Raw genomic sequence first — 15,316 nt, forward strand, 5'->3', positions numbered from 1 at the left:
AACGAATGACGATCCCCCCCGAGCAGGCGACCTGGTTCGCCGAGACGTTCTCGCTCCTGGCCGACAACATCGAGCAGGCCATCCTCGGCAAGCGCAAGGTGGTCGAGCTGGTGCTCGCGACGGCGATCAGCGAGGGCCACGTGCTCCTCGAGGACTTCCCGGGCACGGGCAAGACGGCGCTCGCCCGCACCATCGCGCAGACCATCCGGGGCGTCAACACGCGCATCCAGTTCACCCCCGACCTGCTCCCGGGCGACGTCACGGGCATCACCGTGTACGACCAGAAGAAGGGCGAGTTCCAGTTCCACTCGGGCCCCATCTTCGCGAACGTCGTGCTCGCGGACGAGATCAACCGCGCGAGCCCGAAGACCCAGTCGGCGCTCCTCGAGGTCATGGAGGAGGGCCAGGTCACTGTCGACGGCGTGACCCGCCCGGTCGGTACGCCATTCCTCGTGATCGCCACCCAGAACCCGGTTGAGCAGGCGGGCACCTACCGCCTCCCGGAGGCCCAGCTCGACCGCTTCATGATCAAGACGTCGATCGGATACCCGGACGAGGCGGCCACGATGCGCATCCTGCAGGGCGTGGTCAACGGAAAGCGCGAGGTCGCCGGCATCGTCGACCCCGCCACCCTCGTCACCATGACGGACATCTCCCGCGGCGCCTACGTCAACCCGCTGCTCTTCGACTACATCATGCGCATCGTCGACGCCACCCGCCGGGCGTCGGAGGTCAAGCTCGGCGTGAGCGTGCGCGGCGCCCTCGCGCTCTCCAAGCTCGTGATGACGTGGGCGGTCGCCCACGGCCGCACCTTCGTCACGCCGGACGACGTGCGCGACCTGGCCGTCCCGGCCCTCGCCCACCGCCTCATCCTCATCCCCGAGGCCGAGTTCGACGGCGTCACCGCCGTCGGCGTCATCGGCCAGATCCTGCTCGACGTGCCGGCCCCCGCGGAGAACGGCGCTGCGTGAAGTCTGATACCGAAGTCGGGCTGAGCCGCTCCGCGGTCGGCACCCGGACCCGCGCGGAGACGATCACCCGGTACACCAGTACCCGGGCCGGGGTCGTCGGCGCCAGCGTGTTCTGGGGGCGGAGGGCCCTGCGCGCCGTCCGCTCGGCGATGGCCTCTGCCACGACGTGGCTGAGTGAGACTGTGACGAGCGCGGGATGGCTCCTCCTGGCCGTCCTCGTCGTGGGCGTGGTCGGCGGGCTCACCGTGGGCTGGGTCGAGGCGTGGGTCGTGGCCGGCATCGCCGTCCTGCTGCTGCTGTTCTGCATCCCGTTCCTGTTCGGCGGGCACGACTACCGCGTACACCTCGCGCTCGACAAGGACCGCGTCGTGGCCGGCACCGATGTGAGCGGGCACCTCGAGATCCGCAACCAGTCGCACCGGCTCTCGCTGCCGGGCGTCGTCGACATCCCGGTGGGGGAGGGGCTGGTCGAGGCGCACGTGCCGCTGCTGCTGGCCGGCGCGGAGCACCGCGAGAACCTCGTCATCGGGGCGCACCGGCGCGGCGTGATCGATGTCGGCCCGATGACGATCGCGCGCGGCGACCCGATCGGGATCCTGCGGCGCGAGGTCGCGTGGCCGCAGGTCGAGCGCGTGTTCGTGCATCCCGTCACCGTGCCCATCCCGTCGACGAGCGCCGGCAACATCAAGGACCTCGAGGGGTCGCCCACGAAGGACATCGTGAGCGCCGACCTCTCCTTCCACGCGATCCGGCAGTACGCGCCGGGGGACTCGCGCCGCCACGTGCACTGGAAGTCGACCGCGAAGACCGGCGTGCTCATGGTGCGCCAGTACGAGGAGACCCGCCGCGCCCGGGTCGCGGTGGTGCTCGACCTCAACATCGAGGAGTACGCCGACGACGACGAGTTCGAGATGGCGGTCAGCGCCGCCGCCTCGCTCGGAGTGCAGGGCGTCGTCGACGGGCGCGAGGTGCTCGTCGCGGTGAGCAACGAGATCCCCGAGCTGACCCGCACGACGGTGCTGTCGATCCGGTCTCTGCCGACGCTAACCCCGCGCACGCTCCTCGACGGCATGTCCGAGGTGGAGAGCAGCGAGCGAGCGCTGCACCTCGAGACGGTCACCAAGCTGACCGTGCAGACCTACCCTGAGCTGTCGATCGCGTTCGTGGTCACCGGCAGCCAGCCCACCCTCACCCGGCTGCGCACGGCCGCCCTCGCTTTCCCCGCGGAGGTCGTGACCGTGGCGGTGCGCGTCGAGCCCGGCGCGGAGCCCACCCTGCGCTCGACCGGCGACCTCACCGTGATGACGATCGGCGCACTGCACGACCTGAAGTACATGATCGCGAGAGGCGCCCTCTCGTGAGCCGCGTCCGCCTGATCTGGGATGTGGCGTACGTGCTCGCGGGCGCCGCCATCGCGGCGGCCATCGCGTGGCCGATCTACGAGACGCCGCGGGTCGTCCTGATCGCCGCGGTCGGCGCCGGCGTCGGAGCCGCGCTCGTCCTCCTCGGCCGCCGCCTCCACTGGCGGTTCTGGCGCGTGGCACTGCTCGCGCTGGCCGCCTACCTCCTGCTCGTGGTGCCGCTGGCCATCCCCTCCGGGCTCGCCGCTCCCGACCGCTTCCTGCGGGCCCTGCGCGACGGCGTGCTCGGCGTCGTCCTCGGTTGGAAGCAGCTGCTCACCCTCAGCCTGCCGCTCGGCGACTACCAGGCGGTCCTCGTGCCGCTGCTCGTGGTCATGCTGTTCGGCACCGTGATCGCGCTGTCGATCATCCTGCGCGCCGGCCGCTGGGCCGGAGCTGCCGTCCCGGTCGTCATCGGGATGGCGGTGTTCGGCATCGCGTTCGGCTCGAGCGACACGGGGGCCGCCCTGAGTCTGGGGCAGTTCGCGCTCCCCGCGCCGCGCGAGGTCCTGCTGGGCATCCTCCTCGTCGTCGTGTCTCTCGCGTGGCTCGTGGGCCGGACACGGTTCGCGCGCATCGAGTCGCTCCGCATCGCGCAGGCGAGCACGGCCGGCGTGCGGCAGGGTCCGCAGTCCTTCTGGCGGGCCGCTCGCCGCCGCATCCTCGCCGCCGTGCTCCTCGTCGCAGCTCTCGTCGGCGGGCTCGCCATCGCGCCCGTCGCCGCGGCGATCTCGCCCCGACAGGCGCTGCGCGACCGCATCGACCCGCTCGTGGTGCTGCGCGACCAGCCGAGCCCGCTCGCGGGCTACCGCTCGTGGTTCGCCGGCGACGCCTACGACACAGAGTTGTTCACCGTCTCCGGCGACACCGCGTCGTTCGACCGCCTCCGCATCGCCACCCTCGACTCGTACGACGGCCAGGTGTTCGAGGTGGGCGCCGGCGCCCGGTTCAGCAGGCTGCCCCGCACGTCGCCGGCACCCGGGAGCAGCGAGCTCACGGTGACGGTCGGCGAGGGCTTCACCGGCCCGTGGGTGCCGGTGCCGGGCGGCCTGACCGCCGCGCCCACCTTCGAGGGGCCGCGCGCCGACCTGCTGGCCGACGGCTTCTACATCGGCGAGTCGGATGCCACGGCCATCGACACCGCCCTCTCGGCCGACTCGACCTACGGCCTGCGCGCCGGCGACACCTACCGCGTGTACGGCACGCCCTCCGACCCGGCGGACTCGCTCGCGTCCGCGCGCGGCGGCGACTCCCTCATCCCGGTCGACTCCTACCCCGCCCTCGCGGACTGGGTCGACCTGCAGGAGGTTCCCCGCACCGGCGGGGGCCTCGTCGAGCTCGTCGGACGCCTTACCGAGCGCGGGTACCTCAGCCACTCGCTCACCGACGGCGCGACGGCACAGGAGTGGATCTCCGACCTCTCGAAGCGCGCGCCGTACACGTTCCAGTCGAGCTACGCCGGCCACTCGACGGCCCGCGTGGAGGAGCTCTTCACCGACCTGCTGGACCAGCAGACCCGCGCGGGCGAGAACGCCCCGGACGAGCTGCTCGTGGCGGCGGTCGGCGACGACGAGCAGTTCGCGACCGCGGCGGCCCTGCTCGGCCGGTACTTCGGGTTCGACTCCCGCGTCGTGGTCGGCGTGCGCCTGGCGGACGACGGCGACTCGACGATCGAGCCGTGCGACGCCGGCACCTGCACGGGCGCCAACCTGACCGCCTGGGCCGAGGTTCGGACCCCCACGGGCGACTGGGTGCCGCTCGACTCCAGCCCCCAGTTCTCCGTCGCGCCGACGACCATCGCGGTCGGCGAGCAGCTGCCCGAGAATCCGACAGTCCCCGAGCAGACCGCCACCGAGGTCGTCACGCCGCCCGCCGCGCAGCGCGACGACTCCGACGGCGCGGACGCCCCGCCGCCGACCCTCCCGGGCTGGCTCGAGACCCTCCTGCCGATCCTCGGGAAGGCGGGCATGGGCGCCCTGGGCCTGCTCCTGCTGCTCCTGCCCGCGGGAGTGCTGGTGTTCGCGAAGCTGTTCCGCCGCCGTGCCCGCCGGGATGCCCCGGTGCCCGAGGTGAGCATCGTCGGCGCCTGGGACGAGCTCGTCGACCTGTACGTCGACAACGGCGTCGAGGTCGAGAAGAACCGCACTCGGTCGTCGATCGCGAAGGACATCGGCCGCCCGGCGGCTCTGGCCCTCGCGTCGACCGTGGACCTCGCGGTGTTCGCGGAGAACCCGCCGGGACGCGCCGCGAGCGACTACGCCTGGACCCTCGTCGACGACGAGCGGCAGGTGCTCGCGCGCGCGAGCACGAGGATGGAGCGGATCCGCGCGGCGGTGAGCCCCGCATCCTTCCTCCGCTACCTCGACCCCGGCTTCCTGCTGCGCGCGGGCCTCGCCGTCTTCCGCCGAAGGGAACCAGTATGACCCCCGACTACCAGGGCCTCGCCGTGGCCGTCGTCATCGCTTCGCTCGTGCCCGCCGTCGTGGGCCTCGGCCTCTACGTCTGGTACGGCTTCGCGCTGTCGAAGCTGTTCCCGAAGCTCGGCGCCGAGGGCTGGAAGGGCTGGGTGCCCGTCCTCAACGAGATCGAGATCCTGGTACGGGGCGGCGTCCCCGGCTGGTCGGTGGTGTTCTACTTCATCCCGGTCGTGCAGCTCTACGGCATCTACCTCAAGGCGATGGCACTGCACCGCATCAACGAGTCCTTCGGACGGGGCGCCGGCTTCACCGTGCTCGGCATCCTCCTGCCGCCCCTGTGGGCGACGTTGGTCGCCGGCGGCCGGATGCCCGCAGAGGGCGACTACGACCGCAGGGTCGAGGGGCTCATGTCGGTGCCCGAGGCCGCGCGCACCCCGGATGCGGATGCCCTCGGCGCGCAGCAGCCCGCCGCCTACGCCTCGGCGCCCCCGCCGCCTCCCTCGGCGCCCGTGCCCGTTTCCTTCCCGTCGCTCGCCGCGGCCTCCGAGCCCCCGCTGTTCGAGTCGCCGCTCCTCGAGGCGCCGGCCGCCGCGGCTCCGACCGCTGTTGCGCCGGTAGCCCCTCCTGCCCCGACCGCGCCGTCGGAGCCCGCCGCGCCGCCCGAGCCCGGCACCGTGTACAACCCGTGGGCGCAGGGCCCGGCTGCGGCGCCCGCTCCCGCTGTCGCCCCGCCGGTGGCGACCCCGGCCGCCGCGCCGTACGTCCCCGAGCCGGTCGCCCTCCCCGAGCCCGTCGTGCTCGCGCCGCCGCCCGTCGTCGAGTCGACGGCCCCCGCCGCCCCGGCCGTGGCCGTGGACGAGCCCGATGACGACGACGAGCTGGACCGCACCGTCGTCGTCGACCGCCGCCCGCAGGTGCCGTGGCGGATCGTGACCGACGAGGGCCACGTCATCCCGCTGCGCGCGCACACGGCGATCCTCGGCCGCAAGCCCGCGGCGGCGGACGGCACGGAGACCATCGCCGTGCCGGACAGCACCAAGACGCTCTCCAAGAACCACGCCCGGCTCGAGCTCTCCGACGACGGCACCTGGACCGTGTTCGACCTCGACTCGACCAACGGCGTCATCGTCATCGAGCCCGACGGCACCGAGACGCTGCTGCCGCGGGGCGGCTCCGCGGCGATTCCCGGGCGGTTCATGCTCGGCAAGGTGGCCATGCGCCTGAGCTTCGACGACACGGAGGCGACGCGATGAGCGAGGTGGCGGCGGCTGGCGGGATCGTGCTCGCCGTGGCATCCCTGACCGACCCGGGGCTCAAGCGCGAGGTCAATGAGGACTCGCTGTTCGCGGAGTCCCCGGTGTTCCTCGTCGCCGACGGGATGGGCGGCTACGAGGCAGGCGATCTCGCGAGCGCCGCCGTGGTCGACGCCTTCCGGGGCCTGGCCGGCGACGGATTCGCCGAGCTCACCGGCATCCGCGCCGCGCTCGTCGCTGCGTCGGAGGGAGTCGCCCAGGTCGCGGGCGCCACGAGCCGCGGGGCCGGCAGCACGGTCACCGGCGCCGTCATCGTGGAGCACGAGGGCGTGCCGCACTGGCTCGTGTTCAATGTGGGGGACTCCCGCGTGTACCGCCACTTTGGCAGCGAGCTCGAGCAGCTCACGGTCGACCACTCCCTCGGCCAGGAGCTCGTCGACAGGGGCGAGCTGCGCCGGGAGGACATGTCCGCGTTCGCGGAGCGCAACGTCATCACGCGCGCGATCGGCGCCGCGGACAGCACTGCCGACAGCTGGCTGCTTCCGGTCGTGAACGGCGAGCGGCTGCTCATCTGCTCCGACGGCCTGCACTCCGAGCTGCCCGACGAGGGCATCCGCGCCACGCTCACGATGAGCGGAAAGCCGGAGTCGGCGGTGGCGACCCTCGTGCAGCGCGCGAAGGCCGCGGGCGGGCGGGACAACATCTCCGTGATCGTCATCGACGTGATCTCCGGCGGCAGCCTCCTCGTCGGGGAGTTCACGACGGGCGCCGCCGCGGTCGCGGGGGACCTGTCGGACCCCGAGCTGGACGGCACCACGATCCCCGTGCGGGCCGGCCGATGAGCGACGAGAAAACGATCGACGACGGGCAGGTCGACGACGAGGGCGGCGAGACCGTCGTCGTCGACCGGTCAGCGCAGGCCGAGGACAAGACCGTGGTCGTGGACCGCACGGCCGCGCCCGCCGACGCGGAGGACCGCACGGTCGTGGTGGACCGCGAGGCGGAGGACCGCACGGTCGTCGTGGACCGCGAGGCGGAGGACCGCACCGTCGTCGTGGACCGCGAGACCGACAAGACCGTCGCGGTCGAGCGGAAGGGCCGGGGCAAGCGGGCGAGCGCGGGGCCGGCCGCGCCCGACGCCGAGTCCGTGATGAAGCTGCTGCCCTCGCGGCGCGGGGTGATCCGGGTGGCGCCGGTCGAGCCAGGCTTCGGCCGGGAGGCCGTTGACGCCGTGGGCGCGAACGCCGTCGAGACCTACGTGCCCCGCGAGATCGCCCCTGCCCCCGAGCCCGGCCCGGCAGTTCCGCGCGGCGAAGAGGCGCTGCGCGCGCCGGCCCCCTCCATGCCCTCGGTCACCCGCCGGTCCCGCACGGCCGGCGTGGTCGCGCTCCTGGCCTTCGCGGGTGCGTGCGTGGTCTCCGTGATCGGTATCGTCGCCGTGATCGTCTGGTTCGTGCGCAGCTGACGGGATGCCCGCGGCTCAGGTCTCGGGGGTGCGGTCGAGCAGTCCGCCGCGGCCGGGGCGCGCGCCCGGGACGGGCACGGACTCCCGGCGCCGCGTGCGCATCACGATGATCACGGCCACGGTGCCGAGCACGGTGAGGGCGATGATCGCGACGAGCACCGCCGCATCGGTGGTGAGGCTGAACGCGGAGGGGGAGAAGTCCGGCTCGACAGCGATCGGCTCGGGCCGCACGGCACTCCCGGCGGTGTCGGCGAAGGGGCTCTCGGGGCCGCGGGTGGAGGCATCCGGCAGCAGGGTGATGGCCTCGAACGGCTGGAGCACTCCCCAGCCGACCACGTCGTCCCGCGCGTCCGGGTCGGCGCGGACCGCGGTCGCGGTGAGCCGGTACTCCCACTGCGCCGGCGTCTCGCCCGGATGGGCCTGCACGACGAGGGCGGCGGCGGCGCTCGCGTAGCCGGTGGCGAAGCTCGAGGACGGTGTGTCGGCTGCGTACAGGCAGTCCCCGGCCCCGGTCGCGGAGGTGAGCACCTGCGAGCCGGGCGCGGCCACGTCGACATGCGGCCCGTGGATGGAGTCGTCCGTGCCCACCCCGTCCGCGTTGACCGCGGTGACGGCGAGGGCTCCCGGGTACGCGGCGGGGTAGCGCGGAGTGCTCGAGGTGTCGTCGGTCGTGGCCGCGTTGCCCGCGCTCGCCACGACGAGGCTCCCGCTCGCGGCGGCGTAGGCGACGGCGTCCTTCAGGTCCGATGACTGCTCGTAGTTGCTGATGGACACGTTGATCACGCGGGCCCCGGCATCGGCCGCGTACCGGATGCCCGCCGCGACGCGCTCGGTGCTCGGCCCCCAGCCGTTGCGCACGGAATCGTCATCGGTACCGCGGAACACCCGCACGGAGAGCAGGCTCGCCCCGGGAGCCAGGCCCACGACGCCCGAGCCGTCGATCTGGCGTGCAGCGATCTCGCCCGCGATCGCGGTGCCGTGCCCGTCGTAGTCGGCGTAGCCGCTCGGGTCGGTGCCGTCGCCCACGAGGTCGATGCCGCCCGCGACCGCCGCGGAGAGGTGCGGGTTGCTCCTGTCGATGCCCGAGTCCACGACGGCGACGAGCACGCCGGCGCCCGTGCTGCGCGTCCAGCTGAGGTCGGCCTGCAGCACGGCGAGGGCGGGCGGGGTGTCCGTGGTCAGGGTGACGGTGCCGACGGTGCACGCCTCGTCGGCCGCGACGGCGGGCATCGCCGGCACGACGGCAGCGCCGGCGACCAGGACCAGCGCGGCGGCGAGGCGGATGCTGCGGCCCACGTCAGCCGCCGGCGGAGACGGGGGTCGACCGCGCCGCGTCCTGCGTGAGGGAGGGGCCGGTGGGCATGAACTGCACCCACGCCTCCGGCACCCGCTTCACGTCGTCGAGCGTGTAGCCGAGCTGCGCGACGATGTCGGCGTTGGCGCCCGGCACCGGGAACGCCGTGCCGGTCTCGTCGATGAGGTAGACCATGCCGCTGGCCTGGGCGCCCTCGCCGCCGGCGCGGACCAGCGCGCCGCCGTCGACGGCGACGCTCACGCCCGCGCTGTCGCCGGTGAGCACGACGTCGTTCGCGGCGAAGCCTAGCGTGCTGTGCGGGTCGCCCGCGTCGTCGTGGGTGAGCACGGCGCACGGCTGAGCGCCGTCCTCGAGCGCGACCACCGTGTCGGCGGGCCAGTCGATGCCGCCGGCGGGTGAGGCAGCCGTGGGCAGGTCGGCGATCTCGGCGGGGCTCACGTCCTGCTCGCCGCCGAGCTCGGCGCCCGTGCCGAGAAGGTAGAGCTGGTACGCGAGCGGGCTGAGCTGGGCGAGCTCGCCGGCCGCGGTCATGAGGTAGCGCTCGGTGTCGGCGCTGCCCTGGGGGTGCACGACCGCTCCGACCACGAGGTCGACCCCCGCGATGGAGTCCCCGGCGCCGGGAACCACGAGCGGCTGGAGCTCCGCCCCGGAGTCGAAGAGGTTGAGCCAGCGGCCGTCGACGGGCACGGTCGGCGCGGTGTCGAGGCCGACGGCCCGCAGGATCGAGCTCGACTGCGCGGCATCCACCTCGTACCGGCGCTCACCGATGACGACGAACGTGCGGCCGTCCCGGCTGACGACCGCGCCGCCCTCCGACGCCGTGACGGTCGTCGCCCCGGAGAGGCTCATGGCCGTCTGCTCGCCGTCGATGGCGCAGGCCCCCCAGCCGTCGCCGATGAGGGAGTCCGGGGCTGGCAGGTCGTCGGGGGCGCCGAGGATGCCGATCGCCGCGCCGATCGGGATGCCGTCGAGCGACTGGCGGTCGGTGGAGACCACGGTGAACTCGCCGGCGGGCATGAGCAGCCGCGCGCTCGCTGTGTTGATGACCGGGTAGAGGACGCCGTCGATGGCCACGTAGCGGGCGCCGGTGTCCTTCACCAGGATGAGCGAGTTGTTCTCCCAGCCGGCGGGCAGGCCCGGGCGGATGAACCCGTAGAACAGACCGGCGATCACGACGATCGCGGTGAGGGCGATACCGGCCGCGACCGCCCGCAGCGGCTTGGCGGGCTCGAGCTCCTTGCCGCCGGGGGCGCCGCTCGTGAACGCGGAGAGCAGGCGCCGGCGGCTGAAGCCCTGCGCCTCGATGAGGTCCTTCTTCGTTGCCATCGGCGCGCTAGACCAGTCCGGAGGCGAGCACGCCGAGCGGCAGGAGGGAGGCGAGCACGAGGACCTCGGCGGTGTCGGCCACGCGGGCCAGTCGCAGTCGCGCCCTCGGGCTGAGCAGCGTGAGGCCGACCAGCAGGGCGGTGGCGACGAGCAGGATGACCAGGAGCGCCGCCCGCAGCTCGGGCAGGGCCGCGGAGGCCGTGAGACCCGTCACGGCGAGGCCGACGGCGCCCATGACCATGACGACGAGCACGCCGAGCCGCCCGTAGACCTGCCGGGACTGGAACATCATCCCGACGAAGGCGAGCGCGCACAGCGCCGTGCCCAGGGCGCCCGAGGCGGCGACGAGCGGGGTGGCGAGCAGGATCGTGAGCCCGAGGGCGACCCGCAGCGACGTGAGGATGCGCTGCCCGGCCGCTGCACGCCGCTTGACGTCGTCCGCGTCGATGGGCTCGGGGTTGGCGATCACGTCGATGTCGCTCTGCGGCGAGATCACCCGGATGCGCGTGGAGCTGAGCGCGAGCCACGGCAGCCCGTTCGCGAGCGAGCCCACTACGGCGATCATGATGGCGTACGGCGCCGGGCTGCCGGGCGCGACCAGCGCCGCGACGGTCGAGGTCACGCCGATGACGAATCCGAAGGCGACGGGCACGAGGTGCAGCTCGCGGCCGGTGCGGGTGAGTGCGAGGGCGGCAGCGCCGACGATGAGCGCGCCGAGGCCGCCCGCCGCGAGGGGCCAGCCCCACATCTGCTCGACCGGCACGGCGAGGTACCCGCCGATACCGCCGAACAGGGCCGCCGCGAGGCCGAGCCCGAGGCCCGCCTCGCGCTGGCCGACCCGGGCGAGCACGGTAGACGTGGCGAGGAGCACGATCGCGGCCCCGCCCGCGATGATCGCGCCGACCAGGAAGGCGGAGCCGGCGCTCACCAGGAGCACCGCGCACAGCCCGAGGAAGGTGAGGCTCACGGCGAGGGCGGTGCGCGCGTTGTCGCGCGGCGTCCAGGGGGTGTGCTGCTCGGAGGTGGCGTCGATGACGGCCTCGACGACGTCGTCGTAGATGCGGGGCTCGACGATCAGCCCGCCGCGCACGAGGGTGAGGAGCTCGCCGTCTCGCAGGCCCTGGCTGCCCGCGCCGCGCGCCGGGTCGAGGATCGTGCCGTCCGCCCTGTGCAGCGCATAGCCCCCGTGGGCGAGGGTGGGGTCGAGCACGCCGAGGCTGCGGGCGAAGCCGGGCAGCAGCTCGACCAGCGGCACCTGAGTGGGAACGCCGACGTCGAGGCGGCGCCCTTCGCTCACGATCGAGAGGCGCACGAGTGCGGCGGTGGCGACGGACTGGCTCATCTGATTCCTCGGATCCGGGCGCCCTGGCCTGCGGCCGGGCGGTGAGTTGTGCTCAGTCTAGTTAACGCGATCGACGAAGTCGTGCCGTCACGCGCGCAGCAATGAGGACTGCTCACCGTTATGTTGCGTGGCGGGCATCCGTGCCCTAGTTTGAGATCATCCGTCATCTTTCTCAGATGGCAGGATGACCGGACCGTCGCGACACGTCGCGGGGGCAGTGTGTCAACTGAGGACCAGACAAAGAGGGGTGAAGCATGGCGGAAACACAGGGCGCCGAAGCAGGTGCGGTACTCAAGGGCGCGGATGCGGTAAACGAAGCGCACTCGGCCATCAAGGCGGAGATCAAGGCTGTCGAATCCGACATCGCCGAGCTCCGCGGATTCTGGACCGGCCCGTCGGCTGCCAGCTTCGCCTCGATGATGGCGAACTGGAACGAGAAGGTCACCACGATGAACAACGTGCTCGACACGCTCGAGGCGTCGCTGCGCGGCACCGAGAAGGACCAGTCCGCTGTGGACGAAGAGCACCAGTCGACGATCGCGGGCCTCGGCTCGCTGATGGGCTAAGGGGGAACGACGATGGTTGACAGCTATTCCGTCAAGACGGCAGAGGTCCAGCGCCTGAGCGCGGACATGGCCTCGCACGCCAACAAGATCCGCAGTGCCCTCGACGGGCTCGAGAGCAAGGTCTCGACCCTCCTCGGCCAGTGGAGCGGTGAGGCTCAGGGCAGCTACACCGACGCCCAGCGCAAGTGGGACAAGGCGGCTGCCGAGATGCAGCAGATCCTGACTACGATCGGGCAGAAGACCGGCGAGATCGCGAACACGTACGACGCGAGCGACAAGCGCTCCGCCGCACGCTTCCAGTAGTTCAACGACGAACTCTCGCCCGGCCGGCCCCGTGCCCGCCGGGCGAGAGTCGTGGATCGGCCCGTGCAATGAAGGGGTGGGGCACATGGCGAATGACATCGCGTGGGAGTTCGACGAGCTTCGGGCGTACGTCAAGCGGCTCATCGTCGCCGCTGACGGCCTGAGCGGAGCCGAAGTGGCGGAGGTCCACGGGCCCGGCGCGGGCAGTGTGAACGCCGCGACCTCGTTCCGCATGGAGCTCAAGATGTCGGCGCTGAGCTTCGGCAAGGCGCTCGACATGTACTACGCCAACCTCAGGAACGTGCACGACACCCTGCACGAGGTACTCGCCGCCGCCGTGGAGGCCGACGCATCGCTCGCCGACGAGGCGAAGGCGATCGCCCGGTTCATCGACCAGGCCGATGTGCCCGGTACCGGTGCGGGCGCCAGCTCTACCAAGTCGACGAGCACCGGCTCGAATCCCGCAGGGCAGATCGGGTGACCGCCCGGAAGTCCTCGCGCTGGCTCGCCGCACTCGCGGCGCTGCCCCTCCTCGTCGTACCCGTCCTCGTCGCGGGCCCCGCCACGGCCGACGACGTCTCGACCGGCCAGTGGTACCTCGACGCGTTCCACATCAACGACCTCCACTCCTCCGGCCTCACCGGCGAAGGCGTGACGATCGCCGTCATGGACTCGCCGATCAACACCGACGTCCCGGCGCTCGCCGGCTCCAGGGTCGAGGTGCAGGAGCCGTCGCAGTGCCTCGACGACTCGGGCACCCCGCTCGCCTCGACCTCGGCAGACCTTGACGGCCTCCTCAACGCCGCCCACGGCACGGACGTCGCCTCGGTGCTCTCCGGCACCGGCGAGGGCTACGACGGCCAGACCGGCGTGACCGGCGTCGCCCCGGGCGCGAGAGTGCTCTACTACGCCGTCTCCTACCAGGGCGCCACCGCCGAGGAGGGCACTACCTGCCCCGGCCCGGCCACGATCGAGACCGCGCTCGCCGCCGACATCAACGCGGCGATCGACGCGGGCGCCGACATCATCTCCGTCTCTCTCGCGGTCAACGGCTCCGTGGACCTCTCGGCCGCCGTCGCCCGCGCGCACCGCGAGGGCGTCGTCGTGCTCGGCGCGCTCCCCAACACCGGCTTCGGCCAGCTCGCGCTCTGGCCGAGTGCGGCGAACGGCGTCGTCGCCGTCCAGGCCGTCGAGGCGACCGGCGAGGCCCAGAAGGACCCGGATACCGGAGCGCGGACCGCGTTCCCGTGGGCCACCGTGGCGGGCCCGGGCGTCGGCATCCTCACCCAGGGGGTGCCCGGAGGCGCCTGGACGGACCAGGCACTGCAGAACGGAACCTCCCTCGCCACCCCCGCCGTCGCGGGATTCCTCGCCCTCGTGCTGCAGAAGTACCCCGACGCGACGGGCAACCAGCTCATCCAGAGCCTGATCCGCAACACCGGGGTCGACGACCACGAGCTCATCCACGACGACTCGATCGGCTATGGCATCGCGTCCGCCACGCACATGCTCGAGAACGACCCCGCCCAGTACCCGGACGAGAACCCCCTCCTGACCGACGACGGCAACCTCCCGTCGATCGCCGACAGCACCGGCTCCGCCGCGCCGACCGACGCGCCGACGGATCCGGGCAGCGCCGGGTCGTCCGTCCCGTGGGTGCCCATCATCGTCGGGGGCGCGATCGGCCTGCTCGTGCTGATCGGCCTCATCGTGCTCATCGTCATCCTCGCGACCCGCCGGTCGCGCTCGTCAGCCGGGCCAAGGTAAGGAGCCGCCATGACCAGCAACGAACAGGAACTCGAGTCCATCGCCAGCGCCAGCAAGTTCGAGGTGCCGAACTTCGCGACCATGCGCGAGACCCTCGACGGCATGTCGAAGGCCATCAACGCCCTGCTGACGAACTCGACGGGGTGGAAGGGCGAGACCGCGGCAGCGGGCAAGGCCCAGCTCGCGGACATGATGGCCGTCTACGGCAAGGTCGGCGAGCTGACCCTCAAGATCGAGGCTGCGGTGGGCAAGGCGAACAGTGCGGTGGATGTCGCGATCGACCGCCTCCACGGACTGCCCGCGTCGGCCGTGCCGAGCTCGGTGCTGAACGCCGTCGGCACCTCGGTGCACTTCATGGGCATGGACTTCCCGATCAACGGCGCCGTGGGCAAGATCGCCAGCCTCCTCGCCGCACAGCGCGAGCAGGTGGCGCGCGACGCCCTCGACGAGCTCGAGCGCAACCTCGACCGCCACCGCGCAGAGCTCCGGGACACCACCGCCCAGCTCTCCGCCCTGATGCCCGACCCCCACGGCACCGGTGCTCCGCCGATCGAGGTGCCGCAACCCGCTCCGACCGGCCCCACGGGCGGGCCCGGCGGCCCCGGCACCGGCGGCTCGGGGCCGTCCTACCGCCCTTGGACCCCGTCGCCCGGTCTCGAGGGCCCCGGCGGGCGCGCCCCCTCCGTCGACGACCCGCTGACCGGCGGCACCATTCCGGGCACCGGGACGGGAACCCCGCCCTGGACCGGCTACCCCACCCCCGGCACCGGCACCGTTCCCACTCCCGGTATCGGCGGCGGAGGCGGAATCGTGCCCGGCCTGGGCGGCGCGGCCGGCGCCGCGGGACTCGCCGCGGCCGCGCGCATGGGAATGGGCGCGGGCGGCGGAATGGGCGGCGGAGCTGCCGGCGCGGGTGCGGGAGCGGCGGGGGCCCGACTGGGCTCCGGGCTCTCCGGCAGCGCGGGCAGCGGCGTGGGCAGCGCGGGCGCGGGTGCGGCATCCGGAAGCAGCGCGGCGGGCGCAGGCGGCCGCGGCGGCGCGAGCGTCATGGGCGGCGGCGGTGCCGGCGGCGGCGCGCCCGAGAAGGAGAAGCGCTCCGGACTCGGCGGGCTGATCGCCCCCAAGCTCGAGGACGACGAAGAGATCGGCCCCCGGTCGGCTGCTGCCGACGCGGGCGGCCGTGACAGCTGA

The 15,316-nt window shown here is 72.9% G+C and carries 14 protein-coding genes; 11 read left to right on the forward strand and 3 right to left on the reverse strand.

The genetic code is table 11. From position 1 onward, the window contains the following. The first annotated feature begins 5 nt into the window (after positions 1-5). The 6 genes from AC1RTC_RS14155 to AC1RTC_RS14180 are packed head-to-tail and all read left to right on the forward strand — an operon-like array spanning position 6 to position 7,506. Positions 6-971 carry an AAA family ATPase gene (locus AC1RTC_RS14155; protein WP_493156757.1) on the forward strand — a complete coding sequence of 322 codons (966 nt, stop codon included), beginning with the start codon at positions 6-8 and terminating at the stop codon, positions 969-971. After that, on the forward strand, positions 968-2,332 hold the full coding sequence (locus AC1RTC_RS14160; protein WP_493156759.1) for a DUF58 domain-containing protein: 1,365 nt from the start codon (positions 968-970) through the stop codon (positions 2,330-2,332). Before AC1RTC_RS14155 ends, AC1RTC_RS14160 begins: the two co-directional genes overlap by 4 nt. After that, on the forward strand, positions 2,329-4,794 hold the full coding sequence (locus AC1RTC_RS14165) for a transglutaminase-like domain-containing protein (RefSeq protein ID WP_493156761.1): 2,466 nt from the start codon (positions 2,329-2,331) through the stop codon (positions 4,792-4,794). Before AC1RTC_RS14160 ends, AC1RTC_RS14165 begins: the two co-directional genes overlap by 4 nt. Continuing rightward, positions 4,791-6,041, forward strand: coding sequence for a DUF5684 domain-containing protein (locus AC1RTC_RS14170; protein WP_493156763.1), 1,251 nt, complete (start codon positions 4,791-4,793; stop codon positions 6,039-6,041). The genes AC1RTC_RS14165 and AC1RTC_RS14170 overlap by 4 nt, the downstream gene beginning before the upstream one ends. Then, positions 6,038-6,883, forward strand: a complete 846-nt coding sequence (locus tag AC1RTC_RS14175; RefSeq protein ID WP_493156765.1) for a PP2C family protein-serine/threonine phosphatase — start codon at positions 6,038-6,040, stop codon at positions 6,881-6,883. The genes AC1RTC_RS14170 and AC1RTC_RS14175 overlap by 4 nt, the downstream gene beginning before the upstream one ends. Continuing rightward, positions 6,880-7,506: a hypothetical protein gene (locus AC1RTC_RS14180; protein ID WP_493156768.1), complete on the forward strand. Its 627-nt coding sequence runs from the start codon at positions 6,880-6,882 to the stop codon at positions 7,504-7,506. The genes AC1RTC_RS14175 and AC1RTC_RS14180 overlap by 4 nt, the downstream gene beginning before the upstream one ends. Before the next feature lie 15 nt (positions 7,507-7,521). On the opposite strand, the gene AC1RTC_RS14185 is transcribed toward AC1RTC_RS14180, so the two are convergent. Genes AC1RTC_RS14185 through eccD form a run of 3 tightly spaced genes read right to left on the reverse strand, consistent with a single transcriptional unit; the run spans position 7,522 to position 11,489 of the window. Next, positions 7,522-8,802, reverse strand: a complete 1,281-nt coding sequence (locus tag AC1RTC_RS14185) for a S8 family serine peptidase (RefSeq protein ID WP_493156770.1) — start codon at positions 8,800-8,802, stop codon at positions 7,522-7,524. 1 nt (position 8,803) lies between these two features. Next, positions 8,804-10,147 carry a type VII secretion protein EccB gene (eccB, locus tag AC1RTC_RS14190; RefSeq protein WP_493156772.1) on the reverse strand — a complete coding sequence of 448 codons (1,344 nt, stop codon included), beginning with the start codon at positions 10,145-10,147 and terminating at the stop codon, positions 8,804-8,806. A 7-nt stretch (positions 10,148-10,154) separates the two neighbouring features. Continuing rightward, positions 10,155-11,489, reverse strand: coding sequence for a type VII secretion integral membrane protein EccD (eccD, locus tag AC1RTC_RS14195; RefSeq protein ID WP_493156774.1), 1,335 nt, complete (start codon positions 11,487-11,489; stop codon positions 10,155-10,157). Positions 11,490-11,743: 254 nt separating this feature from the next. On the opposite strand from eccD, the gene AC1RTC_RS14200 reads away from it, so the two are divergent. The 5 genes from AC1RTC_RS14200 to AC1RTC_RS14220 all read left to right on the forward strand — a co-directional run bounded on the left by AC1RTC_RS14200 (position 11,744) and on the right by AC1RTC_RS14220 (position 15,316). Beyond that, positions 11,744-12,055, forward strand: coding sequence for a WXG100 family type VII secretion target (locus AC1RTC_RS14200; protein ID WP_493156777.1), 312 nt, complete (start codon positions 11,744-11,746; stop codon positions 12,053-12,055). Between the two features lie 12 nt (positions 12,056-12,067). Then, on the forward strand, positions 12,068-12,358 hold the full coding sequence (locus tag AC1RTC_RS14205; RefSeq protein WP_493156778.1) for a WXG100 family type VII secretion target: 291 nt from the start codon (positions 12,068-12,070) through the stop codon (positions 12,356-12,358). Between the two features lie 85 nt (positions 12,359-12,443). Further along, positions 12,444-12,839: a hypothetical protein gene (locus tag AC1RTC_RS14210; protein ID WP_493156780.1), complete on the forward strand. Its 396-nt coding sequence runs from the start codon at positions 12,444-12,446 to the stop codon at positions 12,837-12,839. Continuing rightward, positions 12,836-14,125, forward strand: coding sequence for a S8 family peptidase (locus tag AC1RTC_RS14215; RefSeq protein ID WP_493156782.1), 1,290 nt, complete (start codon positions 12,836-12,838; stop codon positions 14,123-14,125). The genes AC1RTC_RS14210 and AC1RTC_RS14215 overlap by 4 nt, the downstream gene beginning before the upstream one ends. A 9-nt stretch (positions 14,126-14,134) precedes the next feature. After that, positions 14,135-15,316 (forward strand): hypothetical protein, encoded by a 1,182-nt coding sequence (locus tag AC1RTC_RS14220; protein WP_493156784.1) that lies wholly within the window; start codon positions 14,135-14,137, stop codon positions 15,314-15,316.

This window comes from Rhodoglobus sp. GW821-FHT12B09 (assembly GCF_058809925.1).